Consider the following 24501-nt stretch of genomic DNA (forward strand, 5'->3'; position numbering starts at 1 on the left):
CCGCTTACAACGGAGTAGCAATGGAACTGGTACTTTTCAGCGGCGGCGCCGCCAAGGCTGTGGCGAGCGGTCTGCAGGGCGATTTCGAAGCGCAGCAGGGCTGCGCCGTGTCCGCTACCTTTGGGGCGGTGGGGCTGATGCGCGACAAGCTGTTGTCCGGCGAACCCTGCGATGTCCTGATCCTCTCGGCCTCGCTGATCACGGCGCTGGAACAGCAAGGCTACGTCGTCGCGGGCAGCGCCAGGGATCTGGGAAGCGTTGCGACCGGCGTGGCCGTAAGAGCCGGCGATCCGGCCGTGGCCATCGGCGAGGCCGACGCCTTGCGCGCCGCGCTGTCGGCCGCGCGGGGCCTTTATGTTCCGCATCTGGGCAAGTCCAGCGCGGGCATCCATGTGGCGAACGTGCTGGAGCGCCTGGAACTTACCCAGGTCATGCGCGGTCGCGTGCGCGAGTACCCGAATGGCGCGACGGCCATGCGCGAGCTGGCCGCCGCGACAGGCGGCGGCCTGATGGGCTGTACTCAGGTCACGGAAATTCTTTATACGCCAGGCGTGAAGCTGGTGGGTGAACTGCCGCCGGGCTACGGCCTGGACACCGTATACACCGCCGCTGTATGCACCCAGGCGCGGCATCCCGAGCTTGCGTGCCGTTTTGTGCAGGCCTTGAGCGGGGATGCATCGCGCCGGCTGCGCCAGCATTCGGGTTTCAAGCTCGATTCGTAGCGTGCCGGCAAGTGCGCCCGGCAAATCCGCGCCGGGCGTTCGTCGCTTAACGCTGCAAAAAGGGCAGCACGCGCGCCAGCAGCAACTGCGGCGCTTCTTCCGGGATGTAATGGCCGCAGGGCAATGCGCTGCCTTGCACGCCCGCGCTCCACTTGCGCCACTCGGCCAGGGGATCGAAGCATTTCCCGACCACCCCGTCCGCGCCCCACAGCGCGAGAAACGGGCAGGCGATCCGCCTGCCTGCGGCCAGGTCGTCGCGGTCGTGTTCCAGGTCGATGGTGATCGAGGCGCGATAGTCCTCGCAGATGCCGTGCGCCGTGGCCGGGTCGGACAGGCAGCGCAGATACTCGGCGTAGGCCTCGGGCGTGAACGGCTTGAGTCCCGCGCTGCGCGCGCCGATGGTCTGCTTGAGATACAGGTCGGGATCGGCGCGGATCAGCGTTTCGGGGAACGGCGCCGGCCGCACCAGAAAGAACCAATGCCAATAGGCGTGCGCGAAATCGAACGAGGTCTGCTCGTACATCGCGACGGTGGGGGCGACGTCCAGCGTCACCAGCCGCGTCACGGCATCGGGATGATCGATCGCCATGCGCGCCGCGACGCGCCCGCCCCGGTCGTGCCCGATCAGGGCGAACGAATCGTAGCCGTGCCGGCGCATGAGTTCGACCTGGTCCAGCGCCATGCGGCGTTTGGAATAATTGGAATGATCGCCGGCGCCTTGCGGCTTGCCGCTGTCGCCGTAGCCGCGCAGATCGGCGGCGACCACGGTGAAATGCCGGGCGAGCTCGGGCGCGACCTTGTGCCAGATCGCATGGGTTTGCGGATGGCCGTGCAGCAGCAGCAGCGCCGGGCCGCACCCGCCCTTGACTGCATTGATGCGCACTCCATCCACGGTTGCCGATGCGTCCGCGTAGTTGTCGAACATCGCCATCTCCTTTTTGACTGCATGCAGTCTAATAGAAGATGCCAATGACGATTTTTCCGAAAACAAAATCAGTAGCTGGTTCGAGGCATCGACAAGGCATGGCCGCGATGCGATGGTCGGATCGACCGATCCGGACCAGATTGCGCCGGCGGCGCGCCACCGGCTATCGGTCGGGCTGCGCGACCTGGCCGACTTCCAGGGAGACCTTCTGAAATGAAATCCGATTCGCTGCCCGTGGCGCTGATCACCGGCTCAACTTCAGGCATAGGCGCCGCGATCGCGCGGCGGCTTGCGGCGGACGGCTACGCCGTCGTCCTGCATTCGCGCAGTTCGGCCGACGCGGGCCGGGCCCTGGCCCGCGAGCTGGGGGCGGCTGCCTATGTGCAAGCCGATCTGGCCGACGACGCCCAGCGCGTGCGGCTCGTGCGCGAGGCGGCGGCCCATTGGGGGCGGCTGGATGTGCTGGTCAACAACGCCGGCATCAGCCGCGTCATTGCCCATGCGGACCTGGCGGCGGCCACTCCCGACATCTGGCATGCGCTTTACGAGGTCAATGTGGTCGCTCCTTTCCGGCTGGCGACCGAGGCGCAGGCCGCGCTGCGCGAGGCTGCGGCCCGAGGCCGGCCCGGCAGCGTGGTCAACGTGAGTTCGCATGCGGGCGTGCGGCCCAAAGGCGCGTCGATCCCCTATGCGGCGACCAAGGCGGCCTTGAATCATGTGACGCGCCTGCTCGCGCTTGCGCTCGCGCCGGACATACGTGTCAATGCCGTCGCTCCCGGACTGGTGGATACGCCCCTCACGTCGGACTGGACGCAAGCGCAGCAGCTCTGGCAGGAAAAATCGCCCATGCGCCGTTCGGCTAAACCCGAAGACATCGCGCAGGCCGTCGCCATGCTGGTCGACTCCGATTACCTGACCGGAGAGATTCTGCTCTGCGACGGCGGCTTGAACCTCACCTGAAGAGGCCCGGGGGCGGCAGGACGGCTCTCAAGCGCTCTACGCGCGGTGGCCGCGAGGCCACCGCCTTCCCGCCAATCGTTAGCTCGCAACGGTTGCGAGTACGTCCGCAAAATCGGCCGCCGCGGCGGACAGTCCGCTGCCCGCGACCACGCGCAACCCGAGCTTCGGCAGGCCGGGCAAGCCGCGCTCGCACCGCCGCGCGCCGCCATTCTCGATGCCGGTTCCCTGGTCAGCAATGTATCGCGCGTGAAACTCACCAAGTTGGTGCGGCGCGACTTCACGCGGCAAGCGGGCATTTCCGACGTGCCCAAGAACAAACGCTTGGCCACGGACGCCGACCGGCAGGCTGCAATCGCCACGCCGCTGATAGAGGTATGCCTTGCGCTCTATGGCGCGACCCAGGCCATGGACCTGGGCGAAGAAGACATGGCCGCTGTCATCCAGGCGATCGATGAGCGATCGCGTGCATGAAATGCACCGGAAAAGCGCTTCGATGTATTTCAAGTAACGCATTAACAGGCGTAAGTGCGGCCCTGTATTTTTCCGCATTGATGGAACTGTTTTCAAAGAATGGGGCCTAAGCCAATATAGGGTTTCATATCCTTTCTATTGTGTGTGCTTTCGCCAACAAGCCTATATCCTGTGTAAAAGAAAAAGCAGGAATCTCTGGCATCGCATTTGTCCGAAGCACACAATGACAGAAGCGTCCTGCATTTAGGACGCATGAGATCCGCAGGAGATGGGCCATGAGCAGCATCCTCGAAGGGTTCAAATCGCAATACGCCCGCGATCAGCAAGCCGAGTTCTCGCTCGATGAATTCCTGGATCTGGCCAGGCGGGACCCGATGATCTACGCCAGCCCCGCAGAGCGCATGCTGGCCGCTATCGGCGAGCCGGAATTAGTCGATACCCGCAACGACCAGCGCCTTTCGCGCCTGTTTTCCAACCGGCTCATGAAGCGCTATCCGGCGTTTCGCGAGTTCTACGGCATGGAAGAGGTCATCGAGCAAATCGTGGCCTTCTTCAAGCATGCCTCGCAGGGCCTGGAGGAGCGCAAGCAGATTCTGTATTTGTTGGGTCCCGTGGGTGGAGGCAAGTCGTCCATCGCCGAACGCCTGAAGGCATTGATGGAACGCTATCCCATCTACGCACTCAAGGGTTCGCCGGTCAATGAGTCGCCGTTGGGTCTGTTCAATCCCGATATATTCGGCCAGCAGCTGCTGGCCGAATACGGCATACCCACGCGCTGCCTGACCGGCATCATGTCGCCCTGGGCCGTCAAGCGCCTGAGGGAATTCGACGGCGACGTCGCGCAGTTCCGCGTGGTCAAGCTCTTGCCGTCGGTGCTGCGCCAGGTGGCCATCGCCAAGACCGAGCCGGGTGACGAGAACAATCAGGATATTTCCTCGCTGGTGGGCAAAGTCGACATCCGCATGCTGGACCGCTACTCGCAGGACGATCCCGACGCCTACAGCTATTCAGGCGGCCTGTGCCTGGCAAACCAGGGCTTGCTCGAATTCGTCGAGATGTTCAAGGCGCCCATCAAGATGCTGCATCCGCTGCTGACCGCGACGCAGGAGGGCAATTTCAAGGGTACCGAGGGGTTCTCGGCCATTCCGTTCAACGGCATGATCCTGGCGCACTCGAACGAGGCTGAATGGCAGACCTTCCGCAACAACAAGCACAACGAGGCCTTCCTCGACCGCATCTACATCGCCAAGGTGCCTTACTGCCTGCAGGTGACCGAGGAGGTGCATATCTACGAGAAACTGCTGCGCAATAGCTCGCTGTTCAACGCGCCTTGCGCGCCGGGAACGCTCGATATGATGGCGCAGTTCTCGGTCCTGACGCGCCTGAAGGAGCCTGAGAATTCGAGTATCTATTCCAAGATGCGGGTCTACGACGGCGAATCGCTCAAGGATGTGGACCCCAAGGCCAAGGCGTTTCAGGAATACAAGGAATACGCGGGCATCGACGAAGGTATGACGGGCGTGTCCACGCGCTTTGCCTACAAGATTCTCTCCTCGGTCTTTAACTACGACCAGATCGAGGTGGCGGCCAACCCCGTGCACCTGATGTATGTGCTCGAGCAGCGCATCGTCCGCGACGATCTGCAGGAAGAAGTGCGCCGACGCTACCTCGAATTCATCAAGGGCTATCTGGCGCCGCGCTATGCGGAGTTCATCGGCAAGGAAATCCAGACGGCCTATCTGGAGTCGTATTCCGAGTACGGGCAGAACATTTTCGACCGCTATGTCACGTTCGCCGACTGCTGGATCCAGGACGAGGAGTTCCGCGACCCGGAGACCGGCGAGAGCTTTGACCGCGGCGCGCTCAACGACGAGCTGGAGAAGATCGAGAAGCCCGCGGGTATCGCCAATCCCAAGGATTTCCGCAACGAAATCGTCAATTTCGTGCTGCGCGCCCGCGCCAACAACGCCGGCCGCAACCCGGCCTGGACCAGCTACGAGAAGCTGCGCGAGGTGATCGAGAAGAAGATGTTCTCCAATACCGAAGACCTGCTTCCCGTGATTTCGTTCAACGCCAAGGCATCGGCCGACGACAAGAACAAGCACCAGAGTTTCGTGGATCGCATGGTCAGCAAGGGCTATACCGAGAAGCAGGTCAGGCTGCTGTGCGAATGGTATTTGCGTGTGAGGAAGTCCTCTTGATGAGCGGGGTGCGCCATGAATTCGCTCATAGACAGACGCCTGAACGGCCGCAATAAAAGCGCGGCCAACCGCGAACGGTTCCTGCGTCGCTACAAGCAGCAGATCCGCAAGGCGGTCGGCGACATGATCCGCGATCGTTCCATCGAAGACATGGAGCAGGGCGGCGAGGTCAAGCTGCCCGTGCGCGACATCTCCGAGCCGCATTTCCGGGTCGACCGGGGCGGCGATCGCGAGACCGTGCTTCCCGGCAACAAGGAATTCGCCAAGGGCGATCAGCTGGATCGTCCTCAGGGTGGCGGCCAGGGCGATGGCTCGCAAGCCGGCGAGGGCGAGTCGGTGGACCAGTTCACCTTCAGCTTGTCGCGCGCCGAGTTCCTCAGCCTGTTCTTCGACGATCTGGAGCTGCCGCATCTGGCGCGCACCCAGCTGGGCGATGTGTCGGAAACCAAATGGCAGCGCGCGGGCTACACCACGACCGGGACGCCAAGCCAGCTGAGCATAGGCCGCACGCTCAAGGCATCGCTGTCGCGCCGCGTGGCGCTGGGCATGAGCGCGCGCAGCGAGCTGGAGCGGGTCCAGGCCCGGCTGGAAGAAGCCCTGGCCCGGGATGCGCCGCAGGAGGAACTGGACGCCCTGCGGGCCGAGGTCGATCAATGGGCGGGCCGCGTGGCCCGAGTGCCCTTCCTGGACGATCTCGACCTGCGCTATCGCCACCGCGTTTGCGTCTCCAGTCCGGTGGCGCGCGCCGTCATGTTCTGCCTCATGGACGTGTCGGGCTCCATGGATGAGAGCAAAAAGGACCTGGCCAAGCGGTTCTTCACGCTGCTGTATATGTTCCTGTCGCGCAAGTACGAGCATGTTGACCTGGTCTTCATCCGCCACACCGACAATGCGGAGGAAGTCGACGAACAGACTTTCTTCTACGACACCAAGAGCGGGGGCACCATCGTGCTGTCGGCGCTGGAACTCATGCGTCAGATCATGGTCGATCGTTATCCGCCGGCGGACTGGAACATCTACGCCGCGCAGGCCAGCGACGGCGATTCCTTCGGCGCCGATGCCGGCAAAAGCGCGCGCTTTCTCGCCGAGAACCTGCTGCCGGCCGCGCGCTACTTCGCCTATATCGAAGTGCCCGATTCGTCCGAGGCGCGCAAAAGCAGCCTGTGGGCCGAATACGAGCAGCAAGCCGCGTCGAACTTCGCCATGCGTCGCATCCACGAGCGCGGCGAGATATTTCCGGTTTTCCACGAGCTTTTCAGGAAGGAGGCCGATCAGTCATGAAAACCCTCCTCAATGGCGTCAGCGCCCAGATCCAGGCCTTGGAACATTCCAGCCATCCCATATCCACCGGTTCTGAGTGGACCTTCGAACTGATCCAGCGCTATGACGAGGTCATCGCCAGGACGGCCCAGGCCTACGGGCTGGATACCTATCCCAACCAGATCGAGATCATCACCTCCGAGCAAATGATCGATGCCTATGCCTCGGGCGGCCTGCCCATCGGCTATCCGCACTGGTCGTACGGCAAGGAGTTCATCCGCAACGAACAGTTCTACCGCAAGGGCATGCAGGGGCTGGCCTACGAGATCGTCATCAACTCCAACCCCTGCATCGCCTACCTGATGGAAGAGAATTCCATGGCCATGCAGGCCCTGGTCATCGCCCATGCCTGCTACGGGCACAACTCCTTCTTCAAGGGCAATTATCTGTTCCGCCAGTGGACCGATGCCGACGGCATCCTGGACTACCTGGTTTTCGCGCGCAAATACGTGATGGATTGCGAAGACCGTTACGGCTTCGAGGCCGTCGAGGCCGTGCTCGATTCCTGCCATGCGCTCAGCCTGCAGGGCGTGGACCGCTACAAGCGGCCGGCGCCGGTCTCGTACCGCGAGGAGTCCAGACGCCAGGCCGAGCGCGAGGAGCATGCCCGGCTGCAGTACAACGATCTGTGGCGTACGGTGCCCGTGCCGGTCGCGGACGACGCGCCGGCCGGCAGGCGGCCGGTGTTTCCGCCGGAACCCGAGGAGAACCTGCTCTATTTCATCGAGAAGCACGCGCCCAAGCTCGAACCCTGGCAGCGCGAGCTGGTGCGCATCGTGCGCAAGATCGCCCAGTATTTCTATCCCCAGTCGCAGACCAAGGTCATGAACGAAGGCTGGGCCACTTTCTGGCATTACACCCTGCTCAACCGCCTGCACCGGGACGGTCAGGTTACCGACGGCTTCATGATGGAGTTCCTGCAAAGCCATACCAGCGTGATCAGCCAGCGCGGCTTCGATGAACGCGGCTACGGCGGCCTGAACCCTTACGCGCTGGGCTACGCCATGATGTCGGACATCCGGCGCATCTGCGAGGCGCCGACTGCCGAAGACAAAAAATGGTTTCCGGACATTGCCGGAGGCGACTGGATCGCCACGCTGGATTTTGCGATGCGCAACTTCAAGGACGAGTCCTTCATCGCGCAGTACCTCTCGCCCAGGCTTATCCGCGAATTCCACTTCTTTGCCATCTCCGACAGGCAAGCCAATCCCAAGCTCGAAGTGGCTGCCATCCACGACGACGAAGGCTATCGTGACATCCGGCGCCTTCTGGCGTCACAATACGATCGTGACAACCAGTTGCCGGACATCCAGGTCTCACGTTATTACCGGGACTCGGATCGTTCCCTGCTCCTGCGCTACCAGCAAGTCCGCGGCCGGCCGCTGGCCGAAGACGAGGCTGACCAGGTCATGAAGCACCTGGGGCGGCTGTGGGGTTTCCGGGTGCGTTTGGAAGAGGTCCTGCCCGACGGGACGGTGCTGTCGTATCGGCAGGTAGACCCTTGAGCATGCGTTTTAATGTCGTGGAGCAATGCCATGCGATGGCGTGTCGAGGATATTGACTTCTCGGGTATAGACGTTCAACGCGCGACGGCCAGCGAAGATCTGATGTTGCTGTTGTGTGCGGCCTCTTTCGTCGAAAGCGGGTCGGACCTGTATTCGCACACGCTGGTCGATTTCTTCGATGGCGATGAAGAATTGTGCGCCTGGCTGCGCAACGACTGGGAAGCCGAAGAGTTGCAGCATGGCCGTTCCCTGAAGGCATACGTCGGCGTTGTGTGGCCAGATTTCGACTGGAATGCGTCTTTTGACGGTTTTTTCCACGAGTATTCCAAGACCTGTTCGCGCGAACAGCTCGAAAAGACGCGGGCACGCGAACTGGTGGCGCGGTGCGTGATCGAAACCGGCACGTCCAGCCTGTACAGCGCGATAGGCCAGTGCTCGAAAGAGCCTGTCCTGGTCAAGCTTGCCAGCTGCATTCACGCGGACGAAGTGCACCACTACAAGGTCTTCTATCAGTACTTCAAGAAGTACAACCAGACCGAGCGGCTCGGCCGCTACGACGTGTTGCGCACGCTCCTGCGCCGTTCGCTCGAAATCCGCAACGAAGACGAGGAGATTGCCATGCGCCATGTAATGGCTGCGCGCTATCCCGAGCGCGCCGGCGATTCGGAAATCAGCGCACGCCAGATCGGGCGGGTCAGCGAAATGGTAATGCGCAACCTGCCTGTCGATATGAGCGTGAAAATGATGATCAAGCCGCTGGGTCTTCCAGCGGGGGTGCAGCGCGGCGTGCTGTCTGCGGCAAGCTGGGCGGCAAGGCCGCTGTCGCGCTTTTTGTTTTCGCGCTGAGCGGCGCGCTAGGCGTATTGCACCAGCCCCTCGGCATCCAGCCTGAGAATCCTGGGCGATTTGGGCGTGTGCAGTTTGGCGCCCGTCAACGCTTGCAATCGATCCAGCGGCAAGCCTTGTGCAATGGCGTAGACCTCGAACCCGTGATTGCCGATATCGATCACGGCCAGGTCGGTGTAGATCCGGTCGACGCAGGCCAGGCCGGTCAAGGGATAGGCGCATTTTTCCAGCAGTCTGGGCGCCCCCTCGCGCGTGACGTGCTCCATGGTCACGTAGACCCGTCGCGCGCCCACGGCCAGGTCCATGGCGCCGCCCACGGCCGGAATCGCATCGGGCGCATCGGTGATCCAGTTGGCCAGGTCGCCGTTGGCCGCCACTTGAAAGCCGCCCAGCACCGTGTAGTCGAGCTTGCCGCCGCGCATCATGGCGAACGAGACCGTGTGCTCGCAGATCGATGCGCCCGGCATCAGCGTGATGCGCTGGCGACTGGCATTGATGAGGTCGGGGTCGCCTTCGCCTTCGGCAGCCAGCGGTCCCATGCCCAGGATGCCGTTCTCGCTGTGCATCAGGATCTCGCGGTCCGCGGGCAGGTAGTCCGATACCAGGGTGGGGATGCCGATGCCCAGGTTGACCACCGAACCATCGGGGATGTCGTGCGCCACGCGCTGGGCGATCTGTTGGCGCGTCAGGCGCAGGGCGTTCGTCGCGATGGTCATTCTTGTCCCACGGGTACCACGGTTTGAACGAAGATTCCCGGCGTCATCACGTGCTCGGGCGCGAGCTCTCCCAACGGGACCACACGCTCGACCTGGGCGATGGTGTGGCGCGCCGCCATGCACATCACGGGGTTGAAGTTGCGCGCGGCCCAGCGATAGGTGAGGTTGCCCATGCGGTCTCCCAGGTCGGCCTTGACCAGCGCGAAGTCGCCGTGCAGCGGGTGCTCGAGCACGTAGTTCACGCCGTCGACCGTGCGTGTTTCCTTGCCTTGGGCCAGCAGCGTGCCGTAGCCGGTGGGCGTGAAGAACGGCCCCAACCCGGCACCCGCGGCGCGCAACCGCTCGGCCAGGGTGCCCTGGGGCACCACTTCCAGTTCGACCTGGCCGGCGCGGTAGGCGGCGGCGAAGACTTCCGACTTGGGCGGGCGCGGATGCGAGCAGATGATCTTGCGCACCAGCCCGGCCACGATCAGCGCGGCGATGCCCACCTGCTCGGTGCCGCTGTTGTTGCTGATGATCGTCAGCTCGCGCCGCCCCAGGTCGCGCAACGCATGCAGCAGCGCGAAGGGAATGCCGGCTTCGCCGAACCCGCCCACCAGGATCGAGGCGCCGTCGGGTATGACGTGCAGCGCCTGCATGATCGAGGGCTGTATTTTGTTTATCACCGCAACGGTTCCCTGGTTTTCTTGCGGAGCGCCCGAATGTCTCCCCGGCGATTCTATTATTTTTCGAGTTGTCCGAAGCGGCCGCTGTTGAAGTCGGCCACGGCCTGGCGGATTTCGCTTTCGCTGTTCATCACGAACGGCCCATAGCCGACCACGGGCTCGTCGATGGGCTCGCCCGACAGCCACAGCAGGACCGCGTCGCTGTTGGCCTCGATTTGCACCGTGCCGCCGCTGCGGTCCCAATGCACCAGCTGGCCCTCGCGCGCGATGGCGTTGCCGTCGATCAGCACCGTGCCGCGTAGCACGACCGCGGCCAGCGTGCGGCCGTCCTGCGCCGCGAAACGGCCGACGCCGCCCTGGTTCAGGCGAATATCCCACACGTCCATGGGCGTGAACGTGCGGGCCGGCCCGCGCCGCCTGTCGAATTCGCCCGCGATCACCCGCACCCGGCCCGCGCCGCCGGGCAGATCGACTGAAGGAATCTGCGTATCCAGCAGCGTCTGGTAGTTCGGCTCGGTCATCTTGTCCTTGGCCGGCAGGTTGACCCAGAGCTGTGCCATTTCGATGGTGCCGCCGCTTGCGGTGTAGGCGCGCGAATGAAATTCCTCGTGCAGGATGCCGCCGCCGGCGGTCATCCACTGCACGTCGCCGGGGCCGATGGTGCCGCCCGCGCCGGTGGAGTCCCGGTGTTCCAGTTCGCCCTGGTAGACGATGGTCACGGTCTCGAAGCCGCGGTGCGGATGCTGGCCCACGCCGCGGGGCCGCGCGGCCGGTTCGAAGCGGGTGGGCGCGGCGTGGTCGAGCAGCAGGAAGGGGCTCAACTGCCGGCCCAGGCCTTCGTACCCGAACAGCGAGCGCACGGGAAAGCCGTCGCCGACCCAGTGCTGCCCTGGGGCGCTATAGATGCCGAGGATGTTCTTCATGCGGGTCTCCAAGCTTGCGTTTCCAGTTGTCCGCGCCCTAGGCGCGGGGCATGGAAAGAGGATAAGGGCGGGGGAGCCGTATCGCTAGGCGGCCTCATTCGCACACAGAGTTCCATGTCGTGAACGAGGAACCCGTCCTGCGCCCGGGCGTTTCCGCCGCTGGACATTCTGCTGGCCTGGAGGCAGGTGAGCGATACGCATGTAGGGGATTTCTGCTAGAATCGTCGATTACCGATTTTTCGCGCTTGCTTTGTCCGGCCCTTTCCGGTTTCTCGCGCGAAATTGCCGGATCAGGACAGGTGGCCGAGCGGTTGAAGGCGCACGCCTGGAAAGCGTGTATACGTGAATAACGTATCGGGGGTTCGAATCCCCCTCTGTCCGCCAAAGAATAGTCCGGAACTGTCCAGGACAGTCCATAAAACCCCGTAGAATCAACGTTCTGCGGGGTTTTTCTTTCCAGGGTAGGTCCATTCAAGCCCACCTCAAGCCAGCAAATTTGTTGGTATCTCCGTTGGTGCTGTTGAGGTAATTTCGTTGGTATCGTCAAAATACCAACAAATTGACCCGAAATAGCTGCAAGGCGGCAGATTCACAACGCAAAAAAATGCGAACTCGGTGCAGGTGATCAGTTCCGGCGCCAAGCGTAACGTTCAGTGCTCACACATTTCTGAAGGCTCGAAAAACCCGCTGCGCGCTTTTACTGCGACCTCTCCGCGACGACGAACGTCGAGCCGCCCTCATCGGTCGCAGTGCGGCCATTTCGGGACAATCAATTTGGGAACAGATTTTGGGTAAGCTGCGCAGCTGTGACGCACGCGATCGGCGCAAACTCCCCACGGCTGTCTCGCTACGGGTTCCCAATTGAGACGGCAGGTGGTAACCAAGACAAGGTAGTTACTGACAGGCAGTTCACTGCGGATGTTGCATAAGTTCAATAGTGTGGCCGTCAGGTCCGCGGGTGTAGACCATAATTGTTCCGCTAGGCGCGGTCTGCGGTTCGCCGGTTGCCCTCCATCCATAAGGGGCCATGCGATTTAGCATTGCGCGCAGATCGGTCACGGCAAACGTCAAATGAGCCGAACCGACATCGCATGGACGTTGTTTCAAAACCACGCGATCTTCCGGTGAATCGTACTCAATCAGCTCAACTCTATATCCATCGGGGCCCTCTAGGAGAGCATTTCTTAAATAAGCTCCCGACACACCGACCACTTGTTCCATCGCGTGCCCACCACCAAGCTCTTTGCGATACACGAGTTGAAAGCCGAGAACTTCAGTCCAAAAATCAAGTACGCCATCGATCGACGCGACTGTCAGCCCAGTGTGCTCGGTGCGCAATACGGTAGAGGTTCGGTCGTTCATAGGTGCATCCTGTGATACCAGTCGATGCCGCAGACTTATACGAAAGTTAAGAATCTGGTCTGGACTTTCCCCATTACCTTAGCAGATGACCGTTATGGGTCGGAAACGGCCGATGATTGTTGTAGGATGCCCGCCACTTAGCATTCGATATGACCGGCTGTGTGCTCATCCTGAGTAAAAGCGTGTTGGCGATCTCCTGAGTAGCAGAACCGGGAAAGCCCGATGCGCGAACCGTAAGCCGGTACACCGGCGCTTACGATCCGTTGGTTGCTCTCTTCTTCTCTTTTTCTTTCTCTTCCTTTTCGCCGTCATGATGAGACTTGATGGCGAAGAAAATGCACGTGCCCAGAACGAGCAGCTTGAACGTGATCAAGAATATAGGAACCCACTCCATGATGTCCTCAAAGCGCTGCACAGCAGCCTGGAAATTAGCCGTAGCCAGGTAAACGAATGGTTCGAGCCGAATTGGATGCGGCATAGGATCCCGCGACGATCCTCACGCCTGTAGCCGCTACTGTGCCAGGGCAACCGCCGAAATCACAGACTCAGATTCATCAAATAAACAGCAGAGCAGATGAACGGCATGGGGTAATTTGCCAATAAAAATCCTGCAAAAGTACAGTGTCTTTAAATCTGCAAATTGTGCATATCAGTTGCACGCGATGACAAAACACCATGAAGCGCTACGAAGCCCTCGCACAAGAGATCGCCGAGTCCATTGCCCAAGGCCAGTTGCGGCCGGGCGAGCGTGTGCCTTCGGTGCGGCAGGCGAGCCGCAGCCGGGGCGTGAGTCCGTCCACCGTCTTCGAGGCGTACTACCTGCTGGAGGCGCGCGGGCTGATCGAGGCCCGCCCGCGCTCCGGCTACTTCGTCAGCCATACGGTGAGCTGGCAGCAGGAGCCGGAGGGTTCCAGGCCGGTGGCGAAAGAGCGCGCCGTCGAGGTGTCCGAACTGGTCTTCCAGGTACTGGGTCACGCCAAGAACCGGGCGCTCGTGCCGATGGGATCGGCCTTCCCCAGCCCGCTGCTGTTCCCTTTGCCCAAGCTCGCGCTCGCCACGGGAAAGGCGCTGCGCCGGCTGGACCCCTGGCGCACGGTCGAAGACCTTTCGCCCGGCAGCGCCGCGTTGCGCCGCCAGATCGGCCTGCGCTATCTGGGCATGGGCTGCGGCGTGGACACCGAGGAACTGGTCATCACCAACGGCGCGATGGAGGCGCTGAACCTGTGCTTGGAGAGCGTTACCCGGCCCGGCGACTTGGTGGCCGTGGAATCCCCGACCTTCTATGCCGCGCTGCAAGCGCTGGAACGCCACAACCTGCGCGCCGTCGAAATCGCCACCCATCCGCGCACGGGCATCGACGTGGCCGCGCTGGCTGCGGTCATGGAACGGCATCCGGTCAAGGCATGTTGGCTCATGCCCAATTTCCAGAATCCCCTGGGCAGTCTGATGCCGGACGACGCCAAAGAGGCGCTGGTGGACCTGCTCGCCAAGCGCGAGGTGCCGTTGATCGAGGATGACGTGTATGGCGAGCTGTATTTCGGTGCCCGCAAGCCCCGGCCCGCCAAGGCGTGGGACCGCGCGGGCTGGGTCATGCACTGCAGTTCTTTCTCCAAGTCGCTGGCGCCGGGCTACCGCGTCGGCTGGGTCGCGGCGGGCCGCTACGCCCGCGACGTGGCGCAGCGCAAGCTGATGAGTTCCATCGCCGCGCCCTTGCCGTCGCAGGAGGGCTTGAGCGAATACCTTGAACGCGGGGGGTATGACCGGCACCTGCGCCAGTTGCGGGCGAAGCTGGCACAGCATCGGCACGCGACGTTGCGCGACATTGCCAGGCACTTTCCGGCCGGCACGCGGGCCACGCAGCCCGAAGGCGGCTATTTCATCTGGGTGGAGCTTCCGCCTCGGGTCGACGCCTTGGAACTGCACCGGCTGGCCCTTTCTCAAGGCATCAGCCTGGCGCCAGGCCATTTGTTCTCGGCCGACCATCGCTTCAAGCACCATGTGCGAATCAACTTCGGACATCCAGACGACAAGAAATTCCATGTGGCGCTCAAGACGGTCGGGACCATCGCCCGGGCACTGGCTGCGTGATGCGGCCAGCGTAGCGGATGCGCCGGACCCGGGGGATTAGGGCCTGCAGTAAACTGCCGCCGTCGGGCGCAAGCCATTTCCCTGCGGTATCGACCCTAGCCATGCAAATCCATATTGCTGCTTTCCTGCGCCGTGCCGGCCTGGCCGCGCGCCTGGGCCTAGTCCTTATCCTGGTCGCCGGCGGCCTCTGGAGCCCCGCCAGGGCGGCGCTGCCGGCCGACGTGGTGCTCAACTCCGGCGTTCGCTACCACCTCATCGCGCGCTGGGGTGTCGAGCGCCTCAATCGCATCCTGCAAAAGGAAATACCGCAATTTGCCGGCACCCAGGTGCAATACACCCCGGCGCGCAATGCGGTTCTGCTGTATCGCGTGACGTACCCATCCGTGATCCCGGAGCGGGGCAATCAGCCCACGATGGCGACAGGCCTGGTCGCGGTGCCCGACACGGCGGCAAGCACATTGCCGATGGTGTCGTATCAGCACGGCACCGTGTACGGCAAGCACCAGGTTCCGTCGTACCCGGACGAATCGCCCGAGACCCAGCTGATGATCGCGCAGTTCGCGGGGCAGGGCTATGTCCTGATCGGCGCGGATTATTTCGGCCTGGGGGATTCGACCGAACCCGAGGGCTATATGGTCAAGGCCAGCCACCAGCAGGCATGCTATGACATGCTGACGGCGTCCAGGGCCGTGCTCGCCGACCTCAAGCGCAAGAGCGACAAGCTCTTTCTGGCCGGCTGGTCGCAGGGCGGTTTCGTCACCATGGCGTTTCTGGAAAAACTCGAGCATGCCGGCGTGCCGGTGCAGGCCGCGGCCACCGCCAGTGCGCCGGTTGACGTGTTCATGGCCCTGAACGGCTTTTTGAATTTTCCGCGCAAAAATGATGCCAATTGGGTGAACTCGCTCTTCATCCTGTCGGCCTTCTCTTTCGAGCATTACTACGGCGTGCCCGGACTGGCGCGCTCGCTCATCAATCCCCCATACTACGATGTGGCGCGCAAGGCCTATCTGCGCGAGCCCTTCAATCTCGCGGATTTGCCGACCGACTTGCACAAGCTGATCCGCAAGGAATACTTTGATCCGCAGTTTTTCGCCGATTCGGCCTACGGCCGCCTGGTTGCCTCGACGCAAGCCTACCGCTGGGTGATCCGCACGCCGGTACGCAATTATTACGGCGAGACGGACGAGGCGATCAGCACAGGGCTGGGCCGGCTGGCGGCGACCTACCAACAGGCGATGGGTAGCGGCAATACCCTGGTGCAGGCCGTATCGACCGGCGCCACGACCCATCGAGGCACGTTCGCGCATGCTGTGCCCGAGTGGAAGGCGTGGTTCGACAAGCAATGACGCGCCCCGTACCGATCCCGGTACGCCCAAGCGCCGTGCGTCTCCAGACAAGCCGATCCCGCCGAATCCCAACTCGGACTCCTCGGCGAACCCGATCCGGCTAGGCTGTCCTCAGCCCGTTTGACCGGGCCGCAGCCGGCGCGGCAGTTCTTTGGGGGCGTATTTTTTCGCCCTCATTATTCGATTGATAATTCAATCAGAAATAAATAGTTTCAAGATTTTTCGGGATATGGATCTAACCGGGAGCTATTGTCAAAGTGCATGATCTCGCGGCCCAATGCAGGCGGTTCACATGCCCGTCCGTAAGCTATTCGGCTTTGCCCTGATCCTGATCACGCTGATCGTGATCGGGCTCTCCGGCATGCTGGGTTGGCGCACCATCCGTGAGATGGGCGAGCTGAACGCCAGCATTACGCGTATCCAGGCGATCAAGGCGCTGGCAGGCATCCAGGGGTTCGTTTCGATCGAGCGTGGGTTCTCAACCCTGGCGCTGACCGATGCGGGATCGGGCGGCAACGCTCAAAGGCTGGCCGCTTTGCGCAAGGCGCGCCAGGAGACCGACCAGGCCATTGCCAATATGCTTGCGCGCGTCGGCGACCTGGCTGCGATGGACCACGTCCAAGCCAAGCTGCTGATCAACGCCAGGGAACTGGCCGCCAGCGTGGCCGCCAGCCGGCAATTCTGCGACGAGCGGCTCGGCCGCCCTATTGACGAGCGCGCAGATGCCGCGCGGCAATTGATCCGCCGGATGAATGGCATCAATGCGCAGGCAGCCGATCTTTTGCACAGCCAGGTCGACAAGCTGGCGTTCGTCAACGGCTCGGCCTATGCCGCGAGCCAGATCGCCAGCCAGGCGGCGGACTTGCGCGCCGTGGCCGGGGCGCAAGCCGGCCTGCTGGAGGCGTGGCTCGTGGAGTCCAGGCCGGTGGGCCCCGCCGACCGGGAGCGATTCCTGATCTACGAAGGGCGGGTGCGCCAGATATGGACAGAGCTGCTCGCCGTGCGCGGGGAGTTCTCCACGCCGCCGGCGCTCTGGGCGTCGGTTGCCGCAGTCGATGCCGGTTTCATGGCGCCCTTTACGGCCATCAAGCGCAGGCTGGTGCCGCACTTCTCGGACGGCGTCTTTCCCATGAGCGTGCCCGCCTACCGGGCCCAGGTGATTCCTCTTTACCTGCCCATTCTTGCCCTGCGGGACCAGGCCTACAAGACGGCATTGGACGAAGTTCGCTCGGCCTACGGCCAGGCCCGCGCACAGGTAGTCGTCTCGATCATCGCGGCCCTGCTGGCCCTGGCGGCGCTGCGTACCATTTTCGTGCGCGTCAATCAGAAGCTGACCAGCCTGGCCATGCACGACGCATTGATCGGCCTGCCGAACCGGTTGCTGTTGCGGGACCGCCTGGGCCAGATGCTGGAAAAGGCGCAACGCGACCAGGGTTGTTTCGCGTTGATGTTCCTGGATATCGATGATTTCAAGACTATCAACGACTCCTGCGGCCATCATGTCGGCGACCAGTTGCTCATCGCCGTCGCGCAGCGCATCTGCGCTGCGCTGCGTGCCCAGGATACGGTGGCGCGCGTCGGCGGCGACGAGTTCATTTTACTGGGCGAAATCAGGGATCCGGACGATGCCGCGACCATCGCCCAGAAACTGATTTCGGTCATCAGCCCGTCCACGCAGATCGCCGGCCAGCAACTGCATGTGACGGCTAGCATCGGCATCGCGGTCTACCCCGGCGACGGCGTGACGCAGCATGATCTGATGATCCATGCGGACACCGCCATGTACCATGCGAAGCAGCGCGGTAAAAACGGCTATTGTTTTTACGATGCCGCGATGAACTCCGACGTGCAGGATCATCTGTCGCTGCTGAACGATCTGCATATGGCCCTGGAACGGGGCCAATTCGAGTTGCATTATCAGCCGCAATACCTGGCCTGCACGACGGGCCTTTGTGGGGCCGAGGCTTTGCTGCGCTGGCGTCATCCGTCGCGGGGCCTTATCTTTCCCGATAAATTCATTCCCCTTTCGGAAAAGACCGGCCTGATCATCCCGATCGGTGCCTGGGTGCTGAACGAGGCATGCCGGCAGATGGCCCAATGGCACAGCCAGGGGCATGAAAACTGGTCGATCGCCGTCAATCTTTCGCCGCTCCAGTTCTGCCATGCCCGCTTGATCGAGCAGGTGCGCGATGCCCTGGACCGCCATGCGCTGCCGCCCGGCAGCCTCACGCTCGAGATTACGGAAACCACCGCGATGCGCGATGCCCGGGAGAGCGTTGCTATTCTGGACCAGCTCGCTGCGATGGGCGTGCGGATCTCGATCGACGATTTCGGTACGGGTTATTCCAGCCTGCTGTATCTGAAGCGTCTGCCCGCCGCGGAACTCAAGATCGACCGCAGCTTTGTCATGTCCCTGGTCCCGGGCTCGGAGGATGCGGCCATCGTCTCGTCCATCGTCGCCCTGGGCCGGACGCTGAACATGCACGTCGTTGCGGAAGGGGTGCAGACCGCGGCGCAGCAGCGGTTTCTCAGCGAGCTGGGCTGCCATATATTGCAGGGTTATCTGCTGGGCCGGCCCGTGCCGGCCGCGCAATTTCTCGAGACTGTGGTCCCGGCCAATATCGAATCCTATCCATAAAGGAGACACCAACGTGCGTGAACGCTTTCTTGCCCACCTGAGCACTACCCTGGACCAGATCCGCGCCGACGGCTTCTACAAGACCGAGCGCGTGATCGAAAGTCCGCAGTCCGCCCAGATCCACCTGGCTCGCGGTTCCGATGTCCTGAATTTCTGCGCCAACAACTACCTGGGTCTTGCCGACGACAAAAGGCTCATCCTCGCCGCGCAGCAAGGGCTGGAGCGATACGGTTTCGGCATGGCCTCGGTACGTTTCATCTGCGGTACCCAATCGGTGCACAAGCAGCTGGAGTCGGCCATTTCCGATTTTCTGGGAACAGACGACACGATCCTGTATGGCAGCTGTTTCGATGCCAACGGCGGCCTGTTCGAAACCTTGATGGGCGAAGAAGACGCGATCATCTCCGACGAACTTAACCACGCCTCGATCATCGACGGCGTGCGCTTGAGCAAGGCCCGGCGCTTTCGCTACCGCAACAACGACATGGCCGATCTGGAGGCGCAATTGCAGGCGGCCGACGCGGCCGGCGCGCGCTTCAAGCTGATCGCGACGGACGGCGTCTTTTCCATGGACGGCATCATCGCCGACCTGAAATCCATTTGCGACCTGGCGGACCAATACGGGGCGCTCGTGATGGTCGACGACTCCCACGCCGTCGGCTTCGTCGGCGAGCATGGCCGCGGCACGCCGGAATACTGCGACGTGCAAGGCCGCGTGGACATCATCACAGGTACGCTGGGCAAGGCGCTGGGCGGCGCCTCCGGGGGCTATACCTGCGGCCACAAGGAAATCATCGAGTTGCTGCGCCAGCGTTCACGCCCGTATCTGTTCTCCAATACCTTGGCGCCATCCATCGCGGCGGCCTCGATCAAGGTGCTGGAACTGCTGGCGAGTCCGGAAGGAGCGGATCTGCGCCGTCGCGTGCGTGAGAACAGCGAGCATTTCCGTAGCGGTATGAGCGAGCTGGGATTCACGCTGGCGGGCAGGGATCACCCCATCATCCCCGTCATGCTGGGCGATGCGCAATTGGCCGGGAAAATGGCCGATGCGATGCTGGCCGATGCAATTTACGTCATCGGCTTTTCCTATCCTGTCGTGCCCAAGGGCCGCGCCCGCATCCGCACCCAGATGAGCGCCGCCCACACCGCGCAGCAGATCGATCGCGCCATCGCCGCTTTCGGCAAGGCGGGCAAGGTCTTGGGTGCGATCTCCTGAGCCCTCGAATTAAGGATGTTTCATGAAAGCACTGAGCAAGCTGGCTCCTGCCGCCGGACTGACGCTGACCACCGTGGAAAAGCCGGAAGTCGGCCACAACGACGTTCTGATCAAGATAAAAAAGACCGCCATTTGCGGCACCGACATCCATATCTGGAAATGGGACGATTGGGCGCGCAAGACCATTCCGTTGCCCATGCACGTCGGCCATGAATACGTGGGCCATATCGTCGCCATGGGACAGGAGGTGCGCGGCTTCGAGATCGGCGACCGAGTGTCCGGCGAAGGCCACATCACCTGCGGCTTTTGCCGCAATTGCCGCGCCGGCCGCCGCCATCTTTGCCGCAACACCGTGGGCGTCGGGGTGAACCGACCGGGCGCGTTCGCCGAGTATCTGGTGATTCCGGCTTTCAACGCATTCAAGATTCCCGATGGCATCTCCGACGACCTGGCCGCGATCTTCGATCCGTTCGGTAATGCCACGCATACGGCGCTGTCGTTCAATCTGGTGGGCGAGGATGTGCTCATCACGGGTGCCGGCCCCATCGGCGTCATGGCCGTGGCCATTGCGCGCCACGTAGGGGCGCGCAATGTCGTCATCACCGACGTGAACGACTATCGCCTGGATCTGGCACGCAGAATGGGCGCTACCCGCGTGGTCAATGTCGCACGGGAAAATCTGCAGGACGTCATGCAGGACCTGCACATGACCGAGGGTTTCGACGTCGGCCTGGAAATGTCGGGCGTGCCCGCGGCGTTCACCTCGATGCTCGAGCACATGAACCATGGCGGCAAGATCGCGCTGCTGGGCATTCCACCGGCCCAGACCGCCATTGACTGGAACCAGGTCATCTTCAAGGGCCTGGAGATCAAGGGCATCTACGGCCGCGAAATGTTCGAGACCTGGTACAAGATGGTCGCCATGTTGCAAAGCGGACTGGATCTGAGTCCCATCATCACGCACCACTATCCTGTGGCGCAATATGAGGCGGGTTTCAACGCCATGCTGTCGGGCCAAAGCGGCAAGGTGATCCTGGACTGGGAAAACCTGGTGGCCTGAGGCCCTCCCGGCCCGTGCCGGGCCGGTTCCATCGCCGAGTCCGGTATGCCTGTCTATCTAAATCCGGCAGGTTGCTTGGCTCTGGATCAGAGAGATGATTCATTCGGATGTACAGGATGGCGTTGCAAAAATGATTGAAACGGCGCGCTCCGGCGTTATTCGGGAAGACCGTAGCTCCAGCCTGGAGGCATTGGCCGAGTCGGAGCTCGCTCATCCTGGCTTTCGATTGAAGTTCCCTGCGGCGCTGGAAGTCCGATATTGGCATGACATCGCCGCCGAGCGGGTCAAGGAGCTTCGTTTCATCTTGCTGTGGGGGGCGGCGCTGTATTTTGGCCTCGGCATAGTGCTGAACTTGACCATTATCCCGAATCCCGATTGGCGCGGCGTCTCGATCCAATTGATCGGACCCAGCCTGGCCGCGCTCGTTGTGCGGCATGTGTGGCTGCGCGATGGATGCGCCGCCGCCATGCGCGAAGCAGGCTTGCTGGCCATTTGCCTGCTCTGTACCCTGGCCGCGATTTTCATCGTTGCCGTCAAGCCCGCGCCAGCCACCTTGCGCGACTTTCTGCTGGCGATACCGCCGACCAGCTTTGCGATGATTTTCGTGCGTCTGCGCTTTCGCCAGGCGGCCATTCTGTTTCTGGCCAATATCGGGGCTTTTGTGCTGGCATTGGCAGGTCGCCCGGAAGTACACCGCGGCGACGCGATGTTCCTTGCCGGCTTCATGGCGACCATCCTGCTTCCATCCCTGGTGGGCGTGCATGCCTTCGAACGCGCCGCGCGCCGCATTTACCTGCATGGGTTGCTGGAGCGATTGCGCAATGAAAAGCTCGCGGCAAGCAATGCCGCGCTCACCGGTCTGTCCTACACGGATTCTTTGACCGGTATTCCCAATCGGCGGCAACTCGACCAGGCCCTGTCCGCGTTCCTGGCCGTGCCCGGGTCGGCGGGAGCCCTGCTGTTGATCGACATCGATATGTTCAAGGCCTTCAACGACCGTCACGGGCATCTTGCGGGCGACACGTGTCTGCGCCAGATCGCGCAGTGCCTGGGGTCCTGCCTGCAACCCCTGGATCAGCTCGCGCGTTTCGGTGGCGAGGAGTTTGTCGTATTGCTGCCGCAGGCAACGTCGCGCGAGGCTGCCCAGAGCGCCGAAGCGCTGCGCGAAGCCGTGCAGCGCCTGAGGTTTTCCGTGCAAGGCCAATCGGTGGGCATCACCGTCAGCATCGGTGTCGCGGCGCGCGAGGGCCTGGATACGCCGCAAGCGCTCATCGGTGCCGCCGACGCGGCGCTTTATGCCGCCAAGCGCGCCGGGCGCAATCGCGTGCTCGTCGCCTGATTCAGGGTCGGCATCATCAGGGCAGGGAACGGGGTGCCGCCGACGATGCCGAAAAGCGCTTCAGGCCAGTGCCGACCTGGACCGCCGCGTCAGGCGGCCAGCGACGCGCTGTCGATGACGAAACGGTACTTCACGTCGCCCTTGAGCATGCGCTCGTAGGCTTGGTTGATCTGGTCGATGCGTATCATCTCGATGTCTGCCACGATGCCGCGTTCGGCGCAGAAATCCAGCATTTCCTGGGTTTCGGGGATGCCCCCGATCAGCGACCCGGCCAGACTGCGGCGCTTCATGATGAGGTTGAAAACCTGCGGCGAAGGATGCGGCGTGGCGGGGGCGCCCACCAGCGCCATGGTGCCGTCGCGCTTGAGCAGCTCGAAGAAGGGATCGAGGTCGTGCGGCGCGGCAACGGTGTTCAGAATGAAATTGAAGCTTCCGGCGTGGGCGGCCATGTCGTGGGTGTCGCGCGAAATCACGACTTCGTCCGCCCCGAGAGCCAGGGCCGCGGTGCGCTTGGATTCGGACGTCGTGAGCGCCACCACATGCGCGCCCATGGCATGCGCCAGTTTGATGCCCATGTGCCCCAGGCCGCCTATGCCAACCACCCCCACCTTGTGTCCCGGTCCTACCTTCCAGTGACGCAGCGGCGAGTACGTGGTGATGCCCGCGCACAGCAAAGGCGCCACGGCCGCCAGTTGCGCCTGCGGGTGGCGGATGCGCAGTACGTAGCGCTCGTTTACGACGATGCGCTGGGAATAGCCGCCCAGCGTGTGGCCGGGCGCGTCCGGGGTCGGGCCGTTGTAGGTGCCGACCATCTGGTCGCAATAGTTTTCCAGTCCCGCTGCGCATTCCTCGCAATGGCCGCAGCTGTCGACGATGCAGCCGACACCGACCAGGTCGCCCGCCTTGAAGCCGGATACGTGGGTTCCCACCGCCGACACGCGGCCCACGATTTCGTGCCCCGGCACGCAGGGGTATAAGGTGCCGGCCCACTCGGAGCGCACCTGGTGCAGATCCGAGTGGCACACGCCGCAGTAGGCGATCTCTATCTGCACGTCGTGCGCGCCCGGCGTGCGCCGGGTAAGGGTCATGGCTTGGAGGGGTTTATCGCTGGCTTGGGCGCCATAGGCTTTGATGGTCATGATGCAATCCTTGTCGCAAAGGGAATCTGAAGCGTTTGCCTTGGATGTCGTCGCGTGATCTCGACTACTAGAGAGTACTGCCGTACGTCGGGCTTTGCGACGCGGGCTTGGTTGCAATCCACCGCGCGGGCCAGGTCCCGCTCTCGACCAGTGTGCGCAGCTGCTGCCTGATGAGCTCGACCGTCGCATGAATCGCGGGCGTCATCGGCCGCGCGAGCGAGGTGGCGCAGGCGATCTGCCTGGAGAGTTGCGGACTCCGGATTGGCGTGATGGCCAGCGAACCCGCCGCAAGCTCCTCGGCGACGGAGCCGGGCGAGAGGATGGTCGCGGCCATGCCCGTCTGCACTGCCTTCTTGATATTGGGCAGCGAGTCGACCTCGGCAATCACGTTCAACGCCACGTTCGCGCGGGCGCACGCGTCATCGACGATGCGCCGCAGCCCGTGCTCTTTGGACGGCAGGAGCAGAGGCAGGTCCGCTAGCTTGCGCAGGGCGAGGAACCTGGTCTTCGGGGTCTTCGGGCCGGGACGGGTCACGAGCGCAAGCCTCTCCTGCAGCAGCGGATGGCTGGCCAGTGCGGCGTCGCGGTCCGTCACGAAGAGCACCGATGTATCAAGGCGCCCGGACTTGAGCCACTCGCTCAAAAATCCGCTGTGGCTCTCGATGATCTTGAGCCTGATCCCGGGATAGTGCGCGTGCGCCGCTTGCAGGATGGGCAGGGTGGCCACCAGCGCCACGGTCGTCGGAAGTCCGATTGAAACCTGTCCCTGGATTTGCGTCCCGGTGCGATGGACCGCGTCGCGGGCGCGGTCCACGTCGGCCAGCACGATGCGCGCGTGTTCCAGCAAGGACTTGCCGGCGTCGGTCAGCGTCATGCCCCGGTTGGACCGCAGGAACAGCTTCGCATCCAGTTCGGCCTCGAGCGCGGCCATGCTCTGGCTTAGCGCGGGCTGGGCGATATGGAGCGATCGCGAGGCAGCCAGGACACCTCCGGCCTCGTGGATCCCGATCAGGTAGCGCAGCTGGCGCAGTTCCACTATTGATATTTCATATATTTAAT

General features: G+C 62.7%; 21 protein-coding genes and 1 tRNA gene. 15 read left to right on the forward strand and 7 right to left on the reverse strand.

What is annotated here, in order from left to right:
- The first annotated feature begins 20 nt into the window (after window positions 1–20).
- Complete coding sequence (locus H143_RS0110335; protein WP_019938173.1) at window positions 21–722, forward strand: substrate-binding domain-containing protein; 702 nt, start codon at window positions 21–23, stop codon at window positions 720–722.
- A 46-nt stretch (window positions 723–768) separates the two neighbouring features.
- On the opposite strand, the gene H143_RS0110340 is transcribed toward H143_RS0110335, so the two are convergent.
- Window positions 769–1647 carry an alpha/beta fold hydrolase gene (locus H143_RS0110340; protein WP_019938174.1) on the reverse strand — a complete coding sequence of 293 codons (879 nt, stop codon included), beginning with the start codon at window positions 1645–1647 and terminating at the stop codon, window positions 769–771.
- Between H143_RS0110340 and H143_RS22440 the strand changes: the two genes are divergently transcribed.
- From H143_RS22440 to H143_RS20405, 7 genes are all read left to right on the forward strand, one after another.
- A complete protein-coding gene (locus tag H143_RS22440) occupies window positions 1637–1864 on the forward strand; it encodes a hypothetical protein (protein WP_155803370.1) in 228 nt (75 codons plus the stop codon). The two genes, H143_RS0110340 and H143_RS22440, sit on opposite strands and share 11 nt — an antisense overlap.
- Window positions 1861–2607, forward strand: a complete 747-nt coding sequence (locus H143_RS0110350; RefSeq protein WP_019938176.1) for an SDR family NAD(P)-dependent oxidoreductase — start codon at window positions 1861–1863, stop codon at window positions 2605–2607. The genes H143_RS22440 and H143_RS0110350 overlap by 4 nt, the downstream gene beginning before the upstream one ends.
- Before the next feature lie 45 nt (window positions 2608–2652).
- The gene (locus H143_RS0110355; protein WP_019938177.1) at window positions 2653–3078 is read left to right on the forward strand and encodes an NAD(P)-dependent oxidoreductase; all 426 of its coding nucleotides are present in this window, start codon (window positions 2653–2655) and stop codon (window positions 3076–3078) included.
- Between the two features lie 275 nt (window positions 3079–3353).
- Window positions 3354–5279, forward strand: coding sequence for a PrkA family serine protein kinase (locus H143_RS0110360; protein WP_019938178.1), 1926 nt, complete (start codon window positions 3354–3356; stop codon window positions 5277–5279).
- Window positions 5280–5294: 15 nt separating this feature from the next.
- Window positions 5295–6560, forward strand: a complete 1266-nt coding sequence (locus H143_RS0110365; RefSeq protein ID WP_019938179.1) for a YeaH/YhbH family protein — start codon at window positions 5295–5297, stop codon at window positions 6558–6560.
- On the forward strand, window positions 6557–8104 hold the full coding sequence (locus H143_RS0110370) for a SpoVR family protein (protein WP_019938180.1): 1548 nt from the start codon (window positions 6557–6559) through the stop codon (window positions 8102–8104). Before H143_RS0110365 ends, H143_RS0110370 begins: the two co-directional genes overlap by 4 nt.
- A 30-nt stretch (window positions 8105–8134) precedes the next feature.
- Window positions 8135–8950 (forward strand): hypothetical protein, encoded by an 816-nt coding sequence (locus H143_RS20405; RefSeq protein ID WP_019938181.1) that lies wholly within the window; start codon window positions 8135–8137, stop codon window positions 8948–8950.
- Between the two features lie 8 nt (window positions 8951–8958).
- Here the strand turns inward: H143_RS20405 and H143_RS0110380 are convergent, their stop codons facing one another.
- The 3 genes from H143_RS0110380 to H143_RS0110390 are packed head-to-tail and all read right to left on the reverse strand — an operon-like array spanning window position 8959 to window position 11254.
- Window positions 8959–9666, reverse strand: coding sequence for a 3-oxoacid CoA-transferase subunit B (locus H143_RS0110380; RefSeq protein ID WP_019938182.1), 708 nt, complete (start codon window positions 9664–9666; stop codon window positions 8959–8961).
- A complete protein-coding gene (locus H143_RS0110385; protein ID WP_026349920.1) occupies window positions 9663–10331 on the reverse strand; it encodes a 3-oxoacid CoA-transferase subunit A in 669 nt (222 codons plus the stop codon). The genes H143_RS0110380 and H143_RS0110385 overlap by 4 nt, the downstream gene beginning before the upstream one ends.
- A gap of 56 nt (window positions 10332–10387) precedes the next feature.
- The gene (locus H143_RS0110390; RefSeq protein WP_019938184.1) at window positions 10388–11254 is read right to left on the reverse strand and encodes a pirin family protein; all 867 of its coding nucleotides are present in this window, start codon (window positions 11252–11254) and stop codon (window positions 10388–10390) included.
- A gap of 293 nt (window positions 11255–11547) precedes the next feature.
- Here H143_RS0110390 and H143_RS0110395 point away from each other — a divergent pair.
- Window positions 11548–11638, forward strand: a tRNA-Ser gene (locus H143_RS0110395).
- 525 nt (window positions 11639–12163) lie between these two features.
- Here the strand turns inward: H143_RS0110395 and H143_RS22050 are convergent.
- Entirely contained in the window at window positions 12164–12616 is a 453-nt protein-coding gene (locus H143_RS22050; protein WP_081627034.1) for a VOC family protein, read from the reverse strand.
- Window positions 12617–13291: 675 nt separating this feature from the next.
- Between H143_RS22050 and H143_RS0110405 the strand changes: the two genes are divergently transcribed.
- The 6 genes from H143_RS0110405 to H143_RS20420 all read left to right on the forward strand — a co-directional run bounded on the left by H143_RS0110405 (window position 13292) and on the right by H143_RS20420 (window position 22303).
- Window positions 13292–14704 carry a PLP-dependent aminotransferase family protein gene (locus H143_RS0110405; RefSeq protein ID WP_019938186.1) on the forward strand — a complete coding sequence of 471 codons (1413 nt, stop codon included), beginning with the start codon at window positions 13292–13294 and terminating at the stop codon, window positions 14702–14704.
- A gap of 101 nt (window positions 14705–14805) precedes the next feature.
- Entirely contained in the window at window positions 14806–16050 is a 1245-nt protein-coding gene (locus H143_RS0110410; protein WP_019938187.1) for a S9 family peptidase, read from the forward strand.
- 292 nt (window positions 16051–16342) lie between these two features.
- The gene (locus tag H143_RS21605; protein WP_231378493.1) at window positions 16343–18688 is read left to right on the forward strand and encodes a bifunctional diguanylate cyclase/phosphodiesterase; all 2346 of its coding nucleotides are present in this window, start codon (window positions 16343–16345) and stop codon (window positions 18686–18688) included.
- A gap of 13 nt (window positions 18689–18701) precedes the next feature.
- Window positions 18702–19904 (forward strand): glycine C-acetyltransferase, encoded by a 1203-nt coding sequence (locus H143_RS0110420; protein WP_019938189.1) that lies wholly within the window; start codon window positions 18702–18704, stop codon window positions 19902–19904.
- A gap of 22 nt (window positions 19905–19926) precedes the next feature.
- Complete coding sequence (gene tdh / locus H143_RS0110425) at window positions 19927–20964, forward strand: L-threonine 3-dehydrogenase (RefSeq protein WP_019938190.1); 1038 nt, start codon at window positions 19927–19929, stop codon at window positions 20962–20964.
- A 130-nt stretch (window positions 20965–21094) separates the two neighbouring features.
- Window positions 21095–22303 carry a GGDEF domain-containing protein gene (locus tag H143_RS20420; protein ID WP_196801295.1) on the forward strand — a complete coding sequence of 403 codons (1209 nt, stop codon included), beginning with the start codon at window positions 21095–21097 and terminating at the stop codon, window positions 22301–22303.
- Window positions 22304–22392: 89 nt separating this feature from the next.
- On the opposite strand, the gene H143_RS0110435 is transcribed toward H143_RS20420, so the two are convergent.
- Both H143_RS0110435 and H143_RS0110440 read right to left on the reverse strand, forming a co-directional pair.
- A complete protein-coding gene (locus H143_RS0110435; RefSeq protein ID WP_019938192.1) occupies window positions 22393–23442 on the reverse strand; it encodes an NAD(P)-dependent alcohol dehydrogenase in 1050 nt (349 codons plus the stop codon).
- 67 nt (window positions 23443–23509) lie between these two features.
- Window positions 23510–24478: a LysR substrate-binding domain-containing protein gene (locus tag H143_RS0110440; protein WP_019938193.1), complete on the reverse strand. Its 969-nt coding sequence runs from the start codon at window positions 24476–24478 to the stop codon at window positions 23510–23512.
- Window positions 24479–24501 lie beyond the last annotated feature (23 nt).

It is taken from the genome of Bordetella sp. FB-8 (assembly GCF_000382185.1).
GTDB lineage: Bacteria > Pseudomonadota > Gammaproteobacteria > Burkholderiales > Burkholderiaceae_B > Bordetella.